At 42.4% G+C, this 18,387-nt stretch carries 16 protein-coding genes; all 16 read right to left on the bottom strand.

The window, feature by feature from the left end:
• Positions 1–3: 3 nt before the first annotated feature.
• The 16 genes from N3A72_03755 to N3A72_03680 all read right to left on the bottom strand — a co-directional run bounded on the left by N3A72_03755 (position 4) and on the right by N3A72_03680 (position 18,206).
• On the bottom strand, positions 4–1,497 hold the full coding sequence (locus N3A72_03755) for a TolC family protein (GenBank protein ID MCX7918724.1): 1,494 nt from the start codon (positions 1,495–1,497) through the stop codon (positions 4–6).
• 183 nt (positions 1,498–1,680) lie between these two features.
• A complete protein-coding gene (locus N3A72_03750) occupies positions 1,681–4,008 on the bottom strand; it encodes a hypothetical protein (protein ID MCX7918723.1) in 2,328 nt (775 codons plus the stop codon).
• Positions 4,009–4,200: 192 nt separating this feature from the next.
• Positions 4,201–5,913 (bottom strand): hypothetical protein, encoded by a 1,713-nt coding sequence (locus N3A72_03745; GenBank protein MCX7918722.1) that lies wholly within the window; start codon positions 5,911–5,913, stop codon positions 4,201–4,203.
• A gap of 589 nt (positions 5,914–6,502) precedes the next feature.
• Positions 6,503–7,768, bottom strand: coding sequence for an electron transfer flavoprotein subunit alpha (locus N3A72_03740; protein MCX7918721.1), 1,266 nt, complete (start codon positions 7,766–7,768; stop codon positions 6,503–6,505).
• Positions 7,769–7,818: 50 nt separating this feature from the next.
• The gene (locus N3A72_03735; protein ID MCX7918720.1) at positions 7,819–8,604 is read right to left on the bottom strand and encodes an electron transfer flavoprotein subunit beta/FixA family protein; all 786 of its coding nucleotides are present in this window, start codon (positions 8,602–8,604) and stop codon (positions 7,819–7,821) included.
• Positions 8,605–8,712: 108 nt separating this feature from the next.
• Positions 8,713–9,873, bottom strand: coding sequence for an acyl-CoA dehydrogenase family protein (locus N3A72_03730; GenBank protein MCX7918719.1), 1,161 nt, complete (start codon positions 9,871–9,873; stop codon positions 8,713–8,715).
• Positions 9,874–9,893: 20 nt separating this feature from the next.
• Positions 9,894–10,943 (bottom strand): radical SAM protein, encoded by a 1,050-nt coding sequence (locus N3A72_03725; GenBank protein MCX7918718.1) that lies wholly within the window; start codon positions 10,941–10,943, stop codon positions 9,894–9,896.
• A 51-nt stretch (positions 10,944–10,994) separates the two neighbouring features.
• Complete coding sequence (gene rnc / locus N3A72_03720) at positions 10,995–11,696, bottom strand: ribonuclease III (GenBank protein MCX7918717.1); 702 nt, start codon at positions 11,694–11,696, stop codon at positions 10,995–10,997.
• 5 nt (positions 11,697–11,701) lie between these two features.
• Entirely contained in the window at positions 11,702–12,958 is a 1,257-nt protein-coding gene (gene fabF / locus N3A72_03715; GenBank protein ID MCX7918716.1) for a beta-ketoacyl-ACP synthase II, read from the bottom strand.
• Positions 12,959–13,160: 202 nt separating this feature from the next.
• Positions 13,161–13,403 (bottom strand): acyl carrier protein, encoded by a 243-nt coding sequence (locus N3A72_03710; GenBank protein ID MCX7918715.1) that lies wholly within the window; start codon positions 13,401–13,403, stop codon positions 13,161–13,163.
• A gap of 102 nt (positions 13,404–13,505) precedes the next feature.
• Positions 13,506–14,246: a 3-oxoacyl-[acyl-carrier-protein] reductase gene (fabG, locus tag N3A72_03705; GenBank protein ID MCX7918714.1), complete on the bottom strand. Its 741-nt coding sequence runs from the start codon at positions 14,244–14,246 to the stop codon at positions 13,506–13,508.
• Positions 14,237–15,190 (bottom strand): ACP S-malonyltransferase, encoded by a 954-nt coding sequence (fabD, locus tag N3A72_03700; protein MCX7918713.1) that lies wholly within the window; start codon positions 15,188–15,190, stop codon positions 14,237–14,239. The genes fabG and fabD overlap by 10 nt, the downstream gene beginning before the upstream one ends.
• 6 nt (positions 15,191–15,196) lie before the next feature.
• A complete protein-coding gene (locus tag N3A72_03695) occupies positions 15,197–16,228 on the bottom strand; it encodes a ketoacyl-ACP synthase III (GenBank protein MCX7918712.1) in 1,032 nt (343 codons plus the stop codon).
• A 15-nt stretch (positions 16,229–16,243) separates the two neighbouring features.
• Entirely contained in the window at positions 16,244–17,254 is a 1,011-nt protein-coding gene (gene plsX, locus N3A72_03690; protein ID MCX7918711.1) for a phosphate acyltransferase PlsX, read from the bottom strand.
• Positions 17,255–17,360: 106 nt separating this feature from the next.
• Entirely contained in the window at positions 17,361–17,540 is a 180-nt protein-coding gene (gene rpmF, locus N3A72_03685; protein MCX7918710.1) for a 50S ribosomal protein L32, read from the bottom strand.
• Between the two features lie 114 nt (positions 17,541–17,654).
• A complete protein-coding gene (locus tag N3A72_03680; GenBank protein MCX7918709.1) occupies positions 17,655–18,206 on the bottom strand; it encodes a DUF177 domain-containing protein in 552 nt (183 codons plus the stop codon).
• Between the last annotated feature and the right edge of the window lie 181 nt (positions 18,207–18,387).

The raw sequence follows: 18,387 nt of genomic DNA, 5'->3' as shown, positions 1-18,387 counted from the left end.
CCGCTAGTTCTTTTTTGCGGATTTCTTTTCCAGTGAAACAATATCAATTTTTAGTTTTTGAAAATAGACATTGCAGATCGCATCCAGCTCAGTAACGGTTTCATAAAAATCGGTCAAAACATTGGCAAGCCGTTTCTGGGAATCAAGCAGTTTTTTTCGCGCTTGAATCAGATTATCAATCGTTTCCTTATTTTCTAAAAAACTTGCTACTTTCTGCGTATAAACATTTTTCCTCGATTCGACTTCTGCGGTTAACTCTTCAGCTTGCTTCCGAAGATTCTTAGCATTATTCCACGATAAATCTACTGAATTTTTGATATTCATCTGCTGCGCTTTAATCTGCTGCAGATATTGTTTAATTTCTGCTTCCGCTTTATTATAGGAAAGTTTCAGCAGTTTTGAATCAATCCAGTTTGCGTTTACCGCAGCGCCTACATAATATCCAGATTCACCAGTTTTAGTTCCTTGACCAGGAAAATCATAGTTCGCATCAAGGTTTAAGAAAATATCCCATTTTCCCTTTTCGGCAAGAAGACGTTTCTGTTCCGCAGAATGTTTCGAAGCTTCTAACACTTTAATTTCGACATCATCTTGGATGGCAATTTTGGTCAAATCTTCTTTACTTCGCTGCAGATATTCTTTTCCATAAAAATTTTCTGTATATAAATCGAACGGCTCAATTTGGTCTAACTCAAGTTCATCACAGCCGATATTAGCTTGCAACTCAATTCTTCCGGAATGAATTTCTCCTTCAAGCTCGACAATATCCGATTGCAGCGATTGCAGCTCACCTTCGATTTGCTCTTTTTCCGCAGGGGTTGATTGCACCCGACTGGAACAGAAGATGGTCTGGAAATCGTTCCAACATTGTTTGGTTAACCGCAATTTTTCTAAATCATTTTGGAACCAGAGATATCCAAGTTGCGCCCAACGAAGGTGCCCTTTAATTTTGCTAATATAGTTTAACCGGGCGGTGTATAACTGGCTCTCTTCAAAACTCCGCCAGGTAATCCGGCTTAACGTCTGATATGAACTAAATAGCGGGATACTGATGGAAGTGCCAATAAATGGATAATGTCCCGCATTATCTTCTCCGAAATCACCTTGATGTCCGACCGAAAAAGAAAAAGAGGTACCGTTGAAATAATCTTTCTGGAACCCAATCGAATTCGAATAATTCTGGGTTCCGGATTCAAGTGTTCCGCCGCTAGTTTGAGTGAGTGTTCGGTCTATACGCGATTCGAGTTTTAAGGGAGTAAATTGGCTTAACTCTCGCTCAAATTCCTGATAGGCATATTCTGCGGATTCGAGGTCATATTTGGCTGCGGCAATGTTTGGATTGATTTGATAGGTTAAATGGATAATTGATTCAAGATTAATTTTCCGAGCTGGTATTGCGGTTGAAATGGTTATCGGTACCATTTCATTTTGCGCTAGTGTATTGGTAGCAACTAAGAGAAACATTACGGTTAATCTACGTATACTTACAATTTTCATAGAGCAAATATTATAGGGATAATTTCATAATATTACAAGATGACGATAAAGAAAAATTAACGAGAGTCAACTCGCGATAAATTTTCCCTTGTGTATTCTTCTTGCAACAAAAAACCCAAAGGAGTATCATACTCCTTTGGGCTTCAACTCTAGTCTATGAGGCGGTTAGACCAACGTTATACGTTATGGTTTAATTACTTCAACTTCAAATCGGCTTAATTCAACTGGTACACCACCTGGTCCGCTCAGCGTCCAGTCTGAAAATGAAGTTATACCAGCACGCTTAACCCAATTTGCCGTTGTATTCCGACTGCTCGCTGGATACCAAGTCCAATTCCCACCTGTACGTTTTACAAATTCAAGGTTAGCTTCAGTATATGCTCCGCCAATATTAGCGTCAGTAAAATCAGAATCAGTGTAGGTAAAGGTTATATCCGCATTTTGAATGTTTCCGTTACCGCTAATTGACCACCAACGAGATATAAAATGTTTATCTGGCGGGCTGATTTTACCCGCTGAATCTGCTGCGAAAGGATGTTTTGCATTATAGACCAAAATCGTTACGGTATCTGTTCCCACCAACGTATTAGCGGCAAGCGTGACCGGCGTATAATCGGTCGAACTATCCCAAGTACCGAGATAGAAAGTATAAGTATCAACACTGCTGATTATCCGTTGATGGATCGTATCAAACGCGATAAAGGTTCGTACCGCAGAAGTCGCTTGCGCAAACGAGTTATCCTGACAAATCACACGCCAAGAGTATAAATCGGTTGCAAGCGGTAATCCTGGCGTCGCTTGATTGTTCCCGCTAAACGAAGTTTCAAATTCCGGACTAGTGAAATCAGGATTATTATCAACTTCGAGTTTATATTCAAGCGGGTCTCCGTCCGGGTCGGTAGCATACGCCCAGAGAAATGTCGGCGTATGGTTATTCGTTTTTTCGGAATCAATCGGTTGGTTTAACGTAACCGGGTTCGGCGGTCGATTTAATAACGTTACCGACCACGTGGCTGAAGTATTTTGCGCAAGCGATGTATCCCGACTAATCACTCGCCAGTAGTATAACCCTTTTGCGAGCTCGCTACTCGGCGTTGCGGTGGTTGCGCTGCCAAATCCAGAAGTATATACAATATTCGCAAAGCTGATAGTGGTCGATACTTCAATCGAATATACAACTGGTCCGCCGTCCGGGTCGGTCGCATCGCTCCAGATAAACGTTGGGGTATGATTACTAGTACTACTTGCATTCGGGGGCGCAAGTAACGAGACTACATTTGGTGGACGGTTTAACAAAGTTACAGTCCAAACAGAAGTGGTATTCTTGGCTAGCGAGGTGTCTTGACTAATCACTCGCCAATAGTATAACCCGGTTGCTAAATCACTTACTGGCGTTGCTTCCGTAGCGCTACTAAATCCACTCTCAAATTCCGGGCTCCCGAACCCACTATCATCATCTACTTGTAGTTTATAGGAGACCGGATCACCGTCTGGGTCAGTAGCATGGCTCCAAATAAATGTTGGCGTGTGGTTAAGGGTACTACTTGCATTCGGGGGAGCAAGTAGTGTCACCACAGTTGGTGGCTGATTGACTAATATCGTTACTTTCTGTGTTGCGCACCATGCAGAAGTTGCAGTAACAAACGTTGAAATGGGATTCGTTGACGAATCTAAACTTTGCACTCGCCAATACCAATTCCCAGGAGCTAAACTGAATCCCGGCGTATACGTTGTTGCTGAAGAACCAGTAACGCTAATTTTCCCAGCGGAATTAAAGGTATCTACGGTATCCAGTTCAAAGTTATATAATACCGTATCTCCGTCTGGGTCAGTTATACTACCCCAAATAAATTGCGGCTGTAAATTATAGGTAGTCGAATTATGTAACGGAGCTAAACCGATTGGGACCGCCGGGGTTTGATTATAATACACCACAAGTTTCGCGCTCGATATCGTTGATGTTGATTGGTCGAAGGTATAAGCTGTTCGATATTTATCAGCTCCGCCTAATCCAACACGCGGTCCAATACGTATTCCGATATAGTTCCCAGAAGCATATCCCGGTTTATTCATAAATATTTGTATCAATTTATTAACCGTTAGAATTGAATACCAGGTTCCAGCGTTCCAGGTTCCGGGCGTATAATCTACCGAATCTACATTAACAGTCATACCTGCCGGATTACTGCTAGCAAACGATGGACAGTTAGCGCTATCAATTAAAAACGCAGCTAATGGCGGACCGCCAACCCCGTTCGCATAAGCGCGCATTGAAATTAAGGAATAGGTTATCGTTGCACCAATGGGGATATTTACTTGCCAGCGGAAATAGCCGGAATAATCATTATTTCCAACTCGACCCAGTATAGTACTGATAGCACTATATGCGTTAACACCGGTTCGTGCATAAGTATCATCTTCCGACGTGGCTACAACATAGGTTACTGCGGTTCCGGCGAAAACGGTACTTGCCAGAACACACAAAAACAAACTAAACAATATTTTTTTCATAGTTCCTCCTATGTCTATTAGAGTTATAGTTTTGTTTCTCATTAAATGAAAAATTCCCCCCTCCTTTCATAACTAACCTTAATATATTATGCTTTTTATGGAGTAGTAAGACCGAACGGACGCAAGTCATTCGGTTTAACCCCGATAAAACGGCATAAAGACCTAGAAAGGTACTCTTTTTTAGTTAACGTTTTACGGCTGAAGTATTTCCGCTTCAAATCGGCTTATTTCAACCGGTACCCCGCCCGGTCCGGAAAATGTCCAATCGGAAAATGAGGTTGCACCAAACATCAGTATCGAGTTTTCCATAGGATTGTGTCCGATTTCCGGAAATTTATACCAAGTCCATGTTCCTTCAGAATATTTTGCCAGCTCAATATCATTTTCTGTACGCAGCCCGAGATTTGCTGCTGCTAAATCTTGGTCAGTATAATAAAATAGGATATCCGCTTTTGCTACCCCACCAGTTTGGGTGATATTAAACCATCGTGGCAAAAAGTAGGTAGATCCGAGCTGTCCTGTTGAATCGGTAGCGTTCGGATGTTTCCCATGATATACCGTAATTACAACCGTATCTGTTGCTCCGGGGGTAACGGAAATTACACTAAACGTAATTGGGGTATATTCAGTCAGAGTATCCCAAGTTCCGAGAAAATATAGATATTCTCCCGGCATGTTAATGGTGCGGCTTTGTATTGTATCGAACGCGATAAACCAATGCGTTTCGGAAGTATTCGTTGCATTAAACGTATCTTGACTGATAGTTCGCCAATAATAGACATCGGTTGGCAACCAGAACTTTAATGTTGTTGTCGTGTTGAAACTAAACGCAGAATCGAATTCTGGTGAGTTAAAATTGTTATCGTTATCAACTTGGAGCTTATATTTAACCGGGTCACCGTCGGTATCCATAGCTAGACTCCAGATAAATTCCGGAGAATGATTATTGGTTTTCAGTCCATTTTCCGGCGCTAGCAACCGCACCTGTTCCGGCGGTAGATTGCCTTTATATACCAGAAACATTCGATATTTTGCTCCGACCTGTCCCGATGTGCTGTTGATAAATGTTACCCGGCAATAATGGGTGCCGATGTCTCCAATCCCGGCGCTCCGATATTCAACTGTCGTTGAATTTCCGATTCCGGAAAGTAATACCGTAGAACAGCTTAATACCGTCGAGCTTGCAGACAACCAATGAAAAATGACTTTTACAACGGAACTATCCAACACCGTTACAGTAGCATAGGTTGTACCATGCTCATAAGGGATCTGAACAGGATTAACAATTAATACACCTGACCCCGCTTGTCCTGGTTGGGTAACAGTTCCTGGTGTAAACTGTGGATCAAGCGCTGGATCATTATATTCAAACGGAAACACGTTCGGATTTGCGCTCGCTGCTGCATGGATGATATCAAGTGGATTTCCGATATGACTCAATTTACATGCCATCTCGATAAAATTATCATTATCTGCTCGATTATATAACATATCGTTGTATCCATAAGATGGCGGCGAGGGATCGAACCTGGTGCTCCATCGGGTATCGTTGCCAAAAGTCGTCCAGACGCAGAGCACCGATTTCGTATCACCTTGCGTCGTGTTATACAACAAATATTCATTTATCCCATCCGCATTTACGTCGAAATAGATAAAATACCGGTTTGAAGTTAAAATATTCTGTCCAGTAACGGAAGCGCGTGTATTAACTTTAAAATACCCGAATCCGGTATTCATATTTTGCTGATATTCAATCGAAATAATATCATTTGCCGGGTCGACCACAGTAGTATTTATTCCGTCGGATAATATGGTGATATAATCACTCGTATTTACCGACGCTATATTAGGATTATAGCTTTTATAGTCGCTTGGTGTCAACGCATAGGCATAGGGTGAATACATAGAAATGACACCCACCAATAGCCACAATGTTAAAGATGATATTATATCCAGTTGATATATTTTTATTTTTATGTCCATGCAAAAAACACCTCCTATTATTTATAACATTACTTAATTCTTCAATTTTTTATAACGGTATTAAGGTTGAATTATATGGTATCTTATATTTATAGTCAATCGGGGAATACCTGAACTTTCGCTTCAAAAAACCCGAGCTTTCCCTAGTTCTTAGAATATATTAAAAGTGGTAAAAGTGATTAATAATTCAACGTAAACCTTATATAAAAGCATAATTTATACCAACCTGACCTACAGCCTGCTATATTATGCTATTTTATATAATATTCTGTATATTTTAGGCTAATTTCTGCAGAATAGCAGAGGTATTGTCTTGCGAAAATTGTTACGGTTCAGTTACATCATGTTACTTCGATTATTCAAAATATGCTGGTTGCCAATAGGAAAGAAAAACTTTGGAAGAACTAAGAAGGAGACTTATAGTGGCGCTACGATGAACGAGCTCATAGCTCGTTCATCGTAGCGCCTTTAGAGAAACCACATTCCGTATTGATTAAAAAATTTGATTTGATTAATTACAGATTTCTTTAATCCGTTTGGTTAACAAGGGGACAACTTCGAAAAGGTCACCAACAATACCGTAGGTGCAATGATTGAAAATTGGTGCGTGCGGGTCGCGATTGATAGCCACAATGGTATCCGAACTTCCCATACCAGCAAGATGCTGGATAGAGCCAGAAATACCGACTGCAATATAAAGTTTTGGACATACCGTTTTCCCAGTTTGGCCAACTTGATGCGAATAGGGTATCCAACCGGCATCAACGGCAGCACGCGATGCACCGACAGCTGCATTTAATAGAATCGCTAATTCTTCAATCAGTTTGAAATTTTCTGCTTTCCCAAGTCCACGCCCGCCACTAACAATAATATCTGCTTCTTCAAGTTTAACAGTAGTAAGCGCTTCTGCTACTTTATGAATCAATTTGGTTCTGCAAGGAAGTGGAGCCCCGATCGGTTCAACGATAACCTGTCCTGTGCGTGTCGGGTTTCGCTCAGCTTTTTTCATTACTTTATGTCGAACCGTTGCCATTTGCGGCCGTTTGTTTGGGCACTTAATAACCGCCATTAAATTTCCACCGAATGCCGGTCGAGTCTGAAGAAGAAGTTTTGTTTCCGGCTCGATGGCTAATCCGGTACAATCAGCAGTTAATCCGGTATAAAGTTTAATAGCAATTTGCGGAATAAACGAACGACCAATATTCGTTGCACCAGTTAACAGGATAGACGGTTTATATTTGACTACCAACCGTTTCATCGCTTCGGAGTATGGGTCATCTTGGAACTCCTGGAAAATCGGGTCGTCCATATAATAGACTTTATCCGCACCATAATAAATCAATTCTTGCGCCTGTTCTTGCATTCCATAACCGAACAAGACCGCAGCAAGTTCTTCTCCGAGCTGGTCGGCAAGTTTCCGTCCTTCACCGAGAAGTTCATAGACTACCGGTTGAATTTTCTGCTCCCGTTGTTCTGCAAACACCCAAACCCCTTTATATGCATCAGTCGCTACCGCAGGTTGAGATAGTTCTTCTTTTTTCAAGTCAATTGCATCGAATTTACATTCCGGAACACAAGCACCACATAGGGTACATTTATCCAAATCTATAATCACCACTTTTTTCGATAACTTACGCGTCGTCGGCGTTACCGCAGAAGAAGCAGGAATCGCTTCCGGTACCGAGTCCCGGTCAACCATTTGCATTGCGCTAAACGGACATACTTTCACACATAACGTACATCCGGTACATTTGTCAAAAAGTATTTTAATACTCATATAGTCGTATAAATCCTAAAGTTAAAAAATTTAAATTTCAAACAACATTGCTAAATTATTTTTTGCTCACGTAACTTTGATATCAGCGTTTCGACCTGATGTTCAATTGTTCCGCTTAAAATTTCACCTTTTCCTTTCGGTTGCGGCGTGAATATCCGCGTGACTAAGGTCGGTGATCCTTTCAATCCAATTTCATCCGGATTAACCGCCAAATCGTTTGCGGTAAAAACTTTCGGTTCAAATTTTTTTGCCCGCATAAGCCCTTTGAGCGAAGGAATCCGCGGTTCATTAATTTCTTTAACTACGGTGATTAACGCCGGTAGCGGCATCTCGATAACATCATATCCTTCTTCCATCAGCCGTTGGACTCGAATGATTCCATTGTTAACATCTTCTACTTTTTTAACATACGCTACAAATGGAATCTGCAGATGTTCAGCTATTCCTGGACCAACCTGAGCTGTATCTCCATCCATCGCTTGTTTTCCGCAGATAATCAGATCGATATTTCCGAGTTTTCTGATAGTTGCAGCCAATGTTAACGACGTTGCCCAGGTATCAGACCCAGCAAACGCTCGGTCTGAAACTAATATTCCCTCATCTATCCCCATAGAAATTGCAGTTCGTAACGCTTCTTTTGCTTGCGGTGGTCCCATCGTGATGACTGTAGTGGTTCCGCCGAACCGCTCTTTCAATCGAATCGCTTCTTCGATTGCATACATATCAAACGGATTCACTATACTCGGAACCCCATCACGGATTAAGGTGTTAGTTTCCGGATTAATCCGTACTTCTGTAGTATCAGGCACTTGTTTTATACTCACGACAATATTCATAGTTAAAACCAACTGAAAAACGTAAAAACATAAGAACGTCAAAACATACCTGCGAAATCTTATGATATTTTCCGGTTCTTTTGTTCCTGCGTTCCTCTGTTCTATCGTTTACTTTTCCTTGCTTGCGCTTTCTTTAATTAACGCTAATGCGATGACATTCCGCTGAATTTCATTTGTCCCTTCATAGATCTGGGTGATTTTTGCATCCCGCATCCGTTTTTCCATAGGATAATCCCGCATATAACCATAGCCACCGAAAATCTGCACCGCTTCAGTAGTAACCCGCATACAGACATCTGAAGCAAACAATTTACTCATCGCGCATTCTTTCGAAACATTTTTTGCACCGCTATCAACCATACGCGCTGCTGCATATACCAATGCGCGCGCCGCCTCAATTTCAGTTGCCATATCCGCAAGTTTATGCTGAATCGCTTGAAAACTTGATATCGGTTGGTTAAACTGGACTCGGGTTCGGGCATACTCTATCGCCGCATCAAGCGCACCTTGTGCAATTCCAACTGCTTGCGCCGCGACACCAGGTCGTGCATTATCTAATGTTTTCATAGCTACCATGAATCCCATACCTTCTTTTCCAAGCACCGCGGATTTATGAACCCGACAGTTATCAAAAATCAATTCGCGCGTCGCGGAACAACGAATTCCCATCTTCTTTTCTTTTTTCCCGAAAGAAAACCCAGGCGTTCCTTTATCAACAATAAATGCGGTAGCACCGCGCGCTCCTTTCGTTCGGTCAGTCATCGCAATAATAGTATAAACTTCTGCTTCGCCGCCGTTGGTAATCCACTGTTTAGTCCCGTTGAGTATGTAATAATCGCCATCTTTCGTTGCAGTGGTTTTAATTCCCCCGGCATCGCTACCGGCATCCGGTTCAGTTAATCCGAACGCTGCAAGTTTTTTCCCCTTAGCGATGTCAGGAAGATATTTCCTTTTCTGTTCCTCGTTCCCAAAAAGAATTATCGGAAACGTACCGAGCGCGGTTGCCGCATAGCATACCGCTACCCCACCACAAGCACGCGAAATCTGTTCAACCGCTAACGATAACTCAAAACAACCGCCACCAAACCCGCCATACTCCGGTGCTATATATAACCCGAATAAATCCGCTTCTGCCATAACTTTCATTAAATCCCAAGGAAACTCTTCAGTTTCATCTAACTGCGCAGCGACTGGCGCAACTTTATCAATTGCTATCCGATACGCCAACTCTTGAATCATTTTTTGTTCATCAGTTAAAAAATAATCCATAGTTTTTAACTCCTTTTATTTTATATAGAAGAATAATTTAACATTGATATTTTTTCACCGGATTCTATACCTTTATGATTATCCCGCATTGCTTTTACCATAAGATTATCAATACGCCAGAGCTGTTTTAAGCGAGTGATATTCTGGTTATGTTGTCCACGGTAGATTGACAGTTCGTTTGCCGGGACATAAAATGATATTGTGCTGCTTGTTTGCCGGGCGCCGAACAGATTAGCCAACTGTTGATGCATTCGGTCAAACGCTATCGCTGATTTAACTAATTCACCAAATGCAGGATGGAATGGTCCTGCAATAATGGTTCCGGGTTTACCGAGTTCCGGGGTTGGCTGCAAGCCAAATCGCACAATAGGCACAGCTGATTGTTCACAGCGAATCGCTATCTCCTTACACCACGCTATAGCTTGGTCAAGAGATAACGGTTGATATTTCCCAGTATAATATAGTTCCGCTAACTCGGTATCTCGTAAAACGAGAGTCGGATGTAAACGAATAAAGTTTGGATGAACACTAAGAATTTTATCTATAGACTGCAATGCAGTTTCTTCAGAATCATAAGGCAATCCGAGCATCAAATGAACCCCGAGCTGAAATCCGGCAGAGATAACGTTTCTACAAGCAGCCAAGGCGGTTTCTGCGGTATACCCTCTTCTACTCGTTGCAAGAACCTCATTTGACAACGATTGAATCCCTAATTCAATGGTTGAAACATTATATCGTTTTAATCGAGCAAGGAGTGGTTCGTTGATATAATCTGGTCGAGTTGAAATTCTAACCGTAGCATTTTTTCCAGTCTTGCGGTTGGCTCGTTTAACCAGTTCGAGCAATTCTTGCTGCGTTGACCAGGCAAGGCCGGTAAAATTGCTGCCGTAAAACGCTATTTCTGGTTCAATCGAAGTTCGTTCTCCAGCGAGAAAAGAAACAATCTGGTCTTGGATTTCATTGTAGCTCGGACTTGACTTTATCCCGGTCACTGCCACTTGGTTACAATAGATACATTGGTTCGGACAGCCTTGTTGTGGTAAAAAAATCGAATAAATTCTAGGTTTCATTTAAAAAATTTAAACAATGATTACAGCGATAGATGTATCGCTTATAACCATTCAAATCGTTTTTCTAAGTTCTCTCCGTAATTTACGAAACCCCATCCGTGCAGCTTTTTGTTCCGCTTCCTTTTTACTTTTCCCTTTACCCATACCATAATCGAGCCCGCGAATTGTTACCTTAACCACGAATAATTTATTATGGTCGGGACCGCTTTGTCGAACCACCTCATAGCGCGGAGTAGCGCCACTTTCCGATTGGGCGAGTTCTTGCAGTAGCGATTTATAGTCCTTCGTATATGCATCATGGAGCACGGCATCCATTGTGCTCTGCAATTGTGACAGTATAAATTGTCGGGTTATTTCGATACCACCGTCAAGATACATCGCACCGACTACCGCTTCAAACGCATCGCCTAAAATGGATGCACGACTAGCGCCACCAGAACGCAGTTCGCCTTTTCCCAGGCGGAGAAATTCACCTAATTTAATTGCCCGCGCTTGTCGTGCTAATACCGCTTCACTTACCACCACCGCTTTCAATTTTGCTAATTTTCCCTCGTCCAGTTCCGGTTGCAGGTGATAGATATAATCTGAGATAATGAAATTAATCACCGCATCACCAAGAAATTCCAACCGTTCATTATCCTGGGTTACTCCCGGATGCTCTTCGTTCACATAGGAGGTATGCGTTAACGCTAGATTTAGCGTTTCCCGATTCCGAAACGTATATCCTAATATTTTTTCCAACTTGCTAAGCATACGTTCTATTCTTGAAACCGTTTAGCTAATATCGTAGCGTTATGGCCTCCGAAGCCAAGTGAGTTTGAGAGTATGACATCAACCTGTGCGTCACGGGCATGGTTTGGAACATAATCCAAATCACAATCCGGATCGGGAAATTCATAGTTTATCGTTGGCGTTAATTTATTGTTTACTATCGACAGGACACTCACAATAAACTCGACTCCACCCGCAGCGCCAAGTAGATGACCAATCATTGATTTTGTTGAACTCACCGCTAGTTTATATGCATGGTCGCCAAAAACCTTTTTTATCGCCATCGTTTCGAATTTATCATTTAAATCGGTAGAGGTACCGTGTGCATTGATATAATCTACGTCTTCCGGTTTCAAACCCGCATCCTGAATAGCAAGCGCCATCGCCCGCGCGGCTCCTTCTCCCTCAGGAGCAGGAGCAGTGATATGATATGCGTCTGCGGTCATCCCGTATCCAGAGATTTCCGCATAAATCCGCGCGTTTCGTTTCATTGCGTGGTCTAATGATTCAAGAACAACAACTCCGGCACCTTCTCCCATAACGAAACCATCCCGCTGCGCATCAAACGGACGACTGGCTTTTTCCGGTTCATCATTTCGCGTGGACATGGCTTTCATCGAACAGAATCCGGCTATTCCTAATGGCGTAATGGTTGCTTCTGCACCACCACAAATCATCACCTCTGCATCGCCGCGTTGTATGATTTTAAATGCATCACCGATCGCATGCGAGCCGGTAGCACAAGCGGTAGCAATAGCCGTATTTGGTCCTTTCAGCTTAAAGAGCATCGAAATCATACCACTTGCCATATTAATTATCATCATCGGGATTAGGAATGGAGAAACCCGTTTCGGTCCTTTTTCGAGCAATATACTATGTTGCCGCTCAAGCAAATCTAATCCACCAATCCCCGAGCCGATGATTACCCCGATTCGCGTTTCATCTTCCTGGTCTAAATTTAATCCTGCATCTTGAATCGCTTCTTTTGTCGCAGCAATCGCGAAACAAACAAAACGTTCGAGCCGTTTTGCTTCTTTAGCGTCAATATAATTTTCAGGCGCAAACCCTTTAACCTGTGCGGCTATTTTCGTCGGATATTCAGTGGTATCAAAATAGGTTATCATGCCAACGCCGCTTTTTCCTGCAACCAGCGCGTCCCACGTTTCCTTAACTCCTAAACCAACTGGGGTGATTAAACCTAATCCGGTTACTACCACCCGGCGTTTATTTGTATTCGTTACCATAGCTTATGAATTTTGATTACACAGATTACCTAAACAGAGTACCCGAATTGTACCCACCGTTAAACTGTGTAATTGCGTTTTGAAACATTATAAAGATAATTGATGAATGCGTAAAAGCGTACTGAGAATAGATTCTCTATTTACGATTCATACTATACCCAGCACGCTTCACAATCAAAATACTATCTTTCTCAACAACCACTTATTTTGCGGTTTTGGACTCGATATATTTAACTGCTTCATCAATCGTAGCGATTTTTTCCGCATCTTCGTCCGGGATTTCGATACCGAATTTCTCTTCGAACTCCATAATCAACTCAACTTGGTCTAATGAATCCGCACCGAGGTCATCAACAAATTTAGCGTTGCCAGTCACTCGGTCAGCATTAACACCGAGTTTATCGACAACAATTTGTTTCACTTTTTCAAAGATTTCCTCTGCCATAAGTGTTCTGACTCACCTCCCCCTTTAAATATCAAGTACTAAGTAGCAAGTACCAAGTACCTAACATATATGGTGTTTTGGACTTTATACGATGTTTTTTGCTTACATTACCATACCGCCGTCAACTTGGATAACTTGGCCAGTAATATAACTCGCTGCATCTGAAACTAAAAAGAGAACCGTATTAGCGACATCATCCGGGGTTCCGAACCGCGCGAGAGGAATATTTTTTAACATTTCAGATTTCACCTGCTCGGAAAGAACTTCGGTCATTCGGGTCATGATAAATCCTGGCGCAATTGCATTAACCAGAATTCCGCGAGATGCAAGTTCTTTTGCGGTTGATTTCGTTAGAGCAATAACCCCAGCTTTACTCGCGGCATAATTCGCTTGACCAACGTTTCCAATTAACCCAATAATCGAGGCAATGTTGACAATGCGACCACTCCGCTGTTTTACCATAATTTTACTAACTGCACGGGTACAGTTAAATGTTCCGGTTAAATTGATTTTCAAAACAGTATCCCAATCCGCATCTTTCATTCGGATTAATAACGTATCCCGAGTTATACCCGCATTATTAACCAGAATATCTATTCGACCGAATCGCTCAGCTACGGTATTAACAAACGATTCCACAGCCGCTGAATCGGAAACATCCGTCTGAGCAAAATAAGTTTTTCTTCCGAACGATTCGATTTCCCGTGCGGTTAATTGAACCGATTCAAGGTTGATATCAGTTAACGCCATATCTGCGCCTTGTTTCGCTAACGCAAGCGAAATCGCTTTTCCAATTCCAGCACCAGCTCCAGTTACAATCGCTACCTGTCCAGTTAAGAACATAGGTTATTCTCCTTAATTATTTGAATCGCAGTGTTTAATCCAGCAATGTTCTCGACAGTCAAGGTCATTACTTCTCGGTCAATCCGTTTAACCATACCACTTAATACTTTACCAACTCCAGCTTCAATAAAACACGTTATGCCGTTATCTATCATTTTCCGAACTGACGCTTCCCAGCGCACCGGCGATAACATTTGTTGCGTTAAATTCGATTGAAGTGTTTCTGCGTCTAGTGTATATTCTGCAGTAACATTCTGTACTACCGGAATTTTCGCCGGATTAAATTCGGATTGATGAATCAGCTCGGTTAATGTCCGAGCCGCTGATTCCATTAAGGGCGAATGGAACGCCCCACTTACCGGTAATAAAATCGCTTTTTTCCCTTGCGCAGAAATTAATTCGATTGCTTTCGCCACACTGGCGACACTTCCGGAAATCACGATTTGCCCCGGACAGTTATAATTTGCTACGCCTACATATCCGGTTCCTGCCGATTCTGCTTGCCGACAAATTTCCTGGACTTCCGATTCAGTTAGACTCAACACCGCTGCCATACTGCCCGGATTATCGGTTCCTGCACGTTGCATTAATCGCCCGCGTTCCGCAACGAGTTTTAATGCAGATTCAAAACTTAAGACAGCAGCAGCCGCTAATGCTGTATATTCGCCAAGACTATGTCCAGCAACAACCGCAGGGTGAACTCCTTGATCTACTAACAACTGAAACGCAATATATCCCACCGTAAATAGTGCCGGTTGCGCAAATTCAGTCTGTTTTAATTTCTCTTCCGGACCAGAGAAACATACATCGGTTAATGACCAACCTAATATCCGATTCGCTGATTCAAAAATCTCTCTAGCGGTCGGAGAAGAATCATAAAAATCTTTACCCATGCCAACCGATTGAGAACCCTGTCCCGGAAAAATAAATGCTAGTTTATTCATAGTAATCTACCACCTTATAACGCAGGACCCCCAAGTTAATCCCGCGCCAAATGCAACGAGAACAATAATATCATTTTCTTTAATTCTACCGGATTGTACCGCTTCATCTAGAGCAATGGGAATTGATGCCGCTGACGTATTCCCATATTTATCAATATTCACATACACTTTTTCCATCGGAATATTAAATCGTTCTGCTGAAGATTGAATAATTCGAATATTTGCCTGATGGGGAATCATCAATGAGACTTGGTCGCTATGAATCTGCGCATCGGCAAGCGCATGTTTAATAGATTTACCCATTGCTAAAACAGCAAACTTGAACACTTCGTTTCCTTTCATTTTAATAAACTGCTGCCGCTGTTCGAGTTGTTCTGCTGAAATTGGCGTTTTCGCTCCGCCCGCAGGAATAAAAATCAGATCCGCTGCGGAACCATCACTGCCCAGATATTCGGTTAGAATTCCTTTCCCATCAGGAACAGGTTTCAAAATTACGGCACCGGCGCCATCTCCGAAAATAACGCAGGTGTTCCGGTCTGTCCAGTCAGTAAACCGGCTTAATTCTTCTGCGCCGATAACCAAGGCATTTTTGACCATCCCCGTAATAATAAACCGTTTGGCGATAGAGAGCGCATATATGAATCCGGTACACGCGGCGCTGATATCAAATGCGAACGCATGTTTCGCACCAAGTTTTTGCTGAACATAACATGCGGTTGCTGGAAATAGAACATCACCGGTTATGGTAGCGACAATAATCAGTTCAATTTCAGCGGCGGTCATTTTTGCTTTTTCAAGCGCACGCTGTGCTGCGATTACTGCAATATCCGAAGTCGTTTGGTCTGGAGCAGCAATTCGTCGTTCTTTAATGCCGGTTCGGGTAGTAATCCATTCATCGCTGGTTTCAACCATCTTCTCTAAATCATGATTGGTTAATATTTTCTCGGGGACATACGAACCGACAGCAACTATGCCAACGCCACCCTGAATTTTTGCAGTATGTCCTGAACCTGAATGATGTGAAGTATCAGTTGTCATAACGATAAATCCCTATTATTTGGTTTCATTCTCAATATGTTGTTGGACTTTTCGAAGCTCTTCGATTATATGCTGATTGACTTCATCGGTAACAAACTCTGCGCCAACCCGAATTGCGTTCATAATCGCTTTCGGAGACGACCCACCGTGACTGATAACGCAAGTTCCGTTTAATCCAAGCAACAGAGCGCCGCCATATTCAGAATAATCCATTTTTTTCGCAAACGACCGAAATGCTTCTTGAACCGGTACTTGCGCAGAATCGGTTCCAGCTAAAAAGAACTGTTTTGCGGTTGACATAAACATTTCAGCAAAACCTTCTGCAAATTTCAGAATAACATTTCCGATAAACCCGTCGCAGACAACAACATCAACTTCACCGCTAACGATATCTCTTCCTTCAACATTGCCAATGAAATTTATCGGTGCTTTTTCTAACAGTTCGTAGGTTTGGAGCGTTAATTCGTTTCCTTTCGTTTTTTCCTCGCCAATACTTAACAATCCGACTCGGGCATGCTCACGCTGGAATACTTTTTCCGCAAACACTTTTCCCATTACCGCAAAATGTACTAAATGCTGCGGACGACAATCAACGTTCGCTCCGACATCGAGAAGAATACAGAATCCCTTTCTAGTGGGGATCGGTGCCGCTATTGCCGGTCGGCTAACCCCTTCTAACCGACCGAGGGTAAAAAGCGCCGCCGCCATAACCGCGCCGGTATTCCCTGCGGAAACTACCGCCGCCGCTTTCCCCTCTTTTACCAGCTGCATACAGATATTGATCGATGAATTCTTCTTCTGTTTCAAGGCAACGGATGGCGATTCATGCATATCAACTACTTCCGGCGCTTCAACGATTTCGATGCCGGAAACATCCGATTGCGACCGGCTTATATACGGTTTAATTGCCTCTGTTTGTCCAACGAGTAAGATACCGACCTTAAACTTATTCGCTGCAGCAATTGCTCCTTCAACCACACTTGCCGGAGCGTTATCTCCACCCATAGCATCGACAGCGATTCTCATGATACGTTATGCAACGAAAGAACGAAAGAACCGAGGAACCAGAATCTTATGATGACCATATTTTCTTACGTTCATCCGTTCTTAAGTTTTTTTCGTTAAGAAGTAATTACGCTTTCGTTTCAATAATTTTTCTGCCCTTATACTCGCCACAATGCGGGCAGACCCGATGCGGCGGTTTCGGCTGTTTACATTTCGGACAGACCGATATCCCCGGTTGATTTAATTTATAATGGGTTCGACGTTTATCTCGTCGTGATTTCGACGTTCGACGTTTTGGTACAGGCATATTCTACCTTTCTATAGAAATTCGATTACACAGATTATTAACGGTAGATTACCCAGATTTATCCGTTTTAGGTTTTACTCTAGATAATCAGTCAAAAAATCGGTGGAATCATAATCATATTTTGGGTTTAATTTTCTGTTTTAATACAGCAAAGGGATTCTCTTTGTCAATCGGAGGACAACTGCATTTCCCTTTGTTTAGGTTCGCCCCACATTGAATACATAATCCCGCGCAATTTTCGCTACATAACGGCTGCATCGGAATCGCTAGTTCCAGTTCCTGTCGTATTTCATCAATCAACTCAATTCTTGTTCCGGTATAATACACAATTTCCGCGGCATCCTCTTGGAATAGTGTCTCTTCAGCTTCAAACTCCAGATTGATCGCAGTAGGAGTCGCAAGTTCTGGTTTCTGTCGAAGTTCATAGCTAAACGGTGCCGTAATCGAATAGACAAACGGTTCTAAACATCGGCTGCAACTTAATTCTACTGAGGTGGAACTTATCCCGTTCAGTAGGATATTGTTGCCAGTTTTAATGAACTGGAGTTGGGTCTTAACCGGAGTTATAAGGTGTAATAAGATATCAATCGCTGTAAATATTTCTGCAGGAGTTAGAAATTCTTGGTAAGACGTTCCCTCCTCCAGCAGCGACAAATCGATAACCATAATTCTCCCTTCAAAATCTGCTACAAAATCGAGATTTGATGCGTGCTAGATTCAGGACGTAGACAACAGCCAGCACCTCCGTTGCTGGAATGCCAAAAGCACAAATCCAAATTTCAAAAAGGGTTACAAAGTATGAGTTATGCGTTTTAGATTTCCGCTGCAACGGCGCAGGTTGTTCTCT

The organism is bacterium (genome assembly GCA_026416715.1).
In the GTDB taxonomy this organism is placed as follows: Bacteria; UBP4; UBA4092; order JAOAEQ01; family JAOAEQ01; genus JAOAEQ01.
This window is presented reverse-complemented; position numbering and strand designations above follow the sequence as displayed.

Coding starts and splice junctions, on each gene's coding strand:
- N3A72_03755 (MCX7918724.1), bottom strand. CDS start 1,497: ATGAAAATTGTAAGTATACGTAGATTAACCGTAATGTTTCTCTTAGTT.
- N3A72_03750 (MCX7918723.1), bottom strand. CDS start 4,008: ATGAAAAAAATATTGTTTAGTTTGTTTTTGTGTGTTCTGGCAAGTACC.
- N3A72_03745 (MCX7918722.1), bottom strand. CDS start 5,913: ATGTATTCACCCTATGCCTATGCGTTGACACCAAGCGACTATAAAAGC.
- N3A72_03740 (MCX7918721.1), bottom strand. CDS start 7,768: ATGAGTATTAAAATACTTTTTGACAAATGTACCGGATGTACGTTATGT.
- N3A72_03735 (MCX7918720.1), bottom strand. CDS start 8,604: ATGAATATTGTCGTGAGTATAAAACAAGTGCCTGATACTACAGAAGTA.
- N3A72_03730 (MCX7918719.1), bottom strand. CDS start 9,873: ATGGATTATTTTTTAACTGATGAACAAAAAATGATTCAAGAGTTGGCG.
- N3A72_03725 (MCX7918718.1), bottom strand. CDS start 10,943: ATGAAACCTAGAATTTATTCGATTTTTTTACCACAACAAGGCTGTCCG.
- rnc (MCX7918717.1), bottom strand. CDS start 11,696: ATGCTTAGCAAGTTGGAAAAAATATTAGGATATACGTTTCGGAATCGG.
- fabF (MCX7918716.1), bottom strand. CDS start 12,958: ATGGTAACGAATACAAATAAACGCCGGGTGGTAGTAACCGGATTAGGT.
- N3A72_03710 (MCX7918715.1), bottom strand. CDS start 13,403: ATGGCAGAGGAAATCTTTGAAAAAGTGAAACAAATTGTTGTCGATAAA.
- fabG (MCX7918714.1), bottom strand. CDS start 14,246: ATGTTCTTAACTGGACAGGTAGCGATTGTAACTGGAGCTGGTGCTGGA.
- fabD (MCX7918713.1), bottom strand. CDS start 15,190: ATGAATAAACTAGCATTTATTTTTCCGGGACAGGGTTCTCAATCGGTT.
- N3A72_03695 (MCX7918712.1), bottom strand. CDS start 16,228: ATGACAACTGATACTTCACATCATTCAGGTTCAGGACATACTGCAAAA.
- plsX (MCX7918711.1), bottom strand. CDS start 17,254: ATGAGAATCGCTGTCGATGCTATGGGTGGAGATAACGCTCCGGCAAGT.
- rpmF (MCX7918710.1), bottom strand. CDS start 17,540: ATGCCTGTACCAAAACGTCGAACGTCGAAATCACGACGAGATAAACGT.
- N3A72_03680 (MCX7918709.1), bottom strand. CDS start 18,206: ATGGTTATCGATTTGTCGCTGCTGGAGGAGGGAACGTCTTACCAAGAA.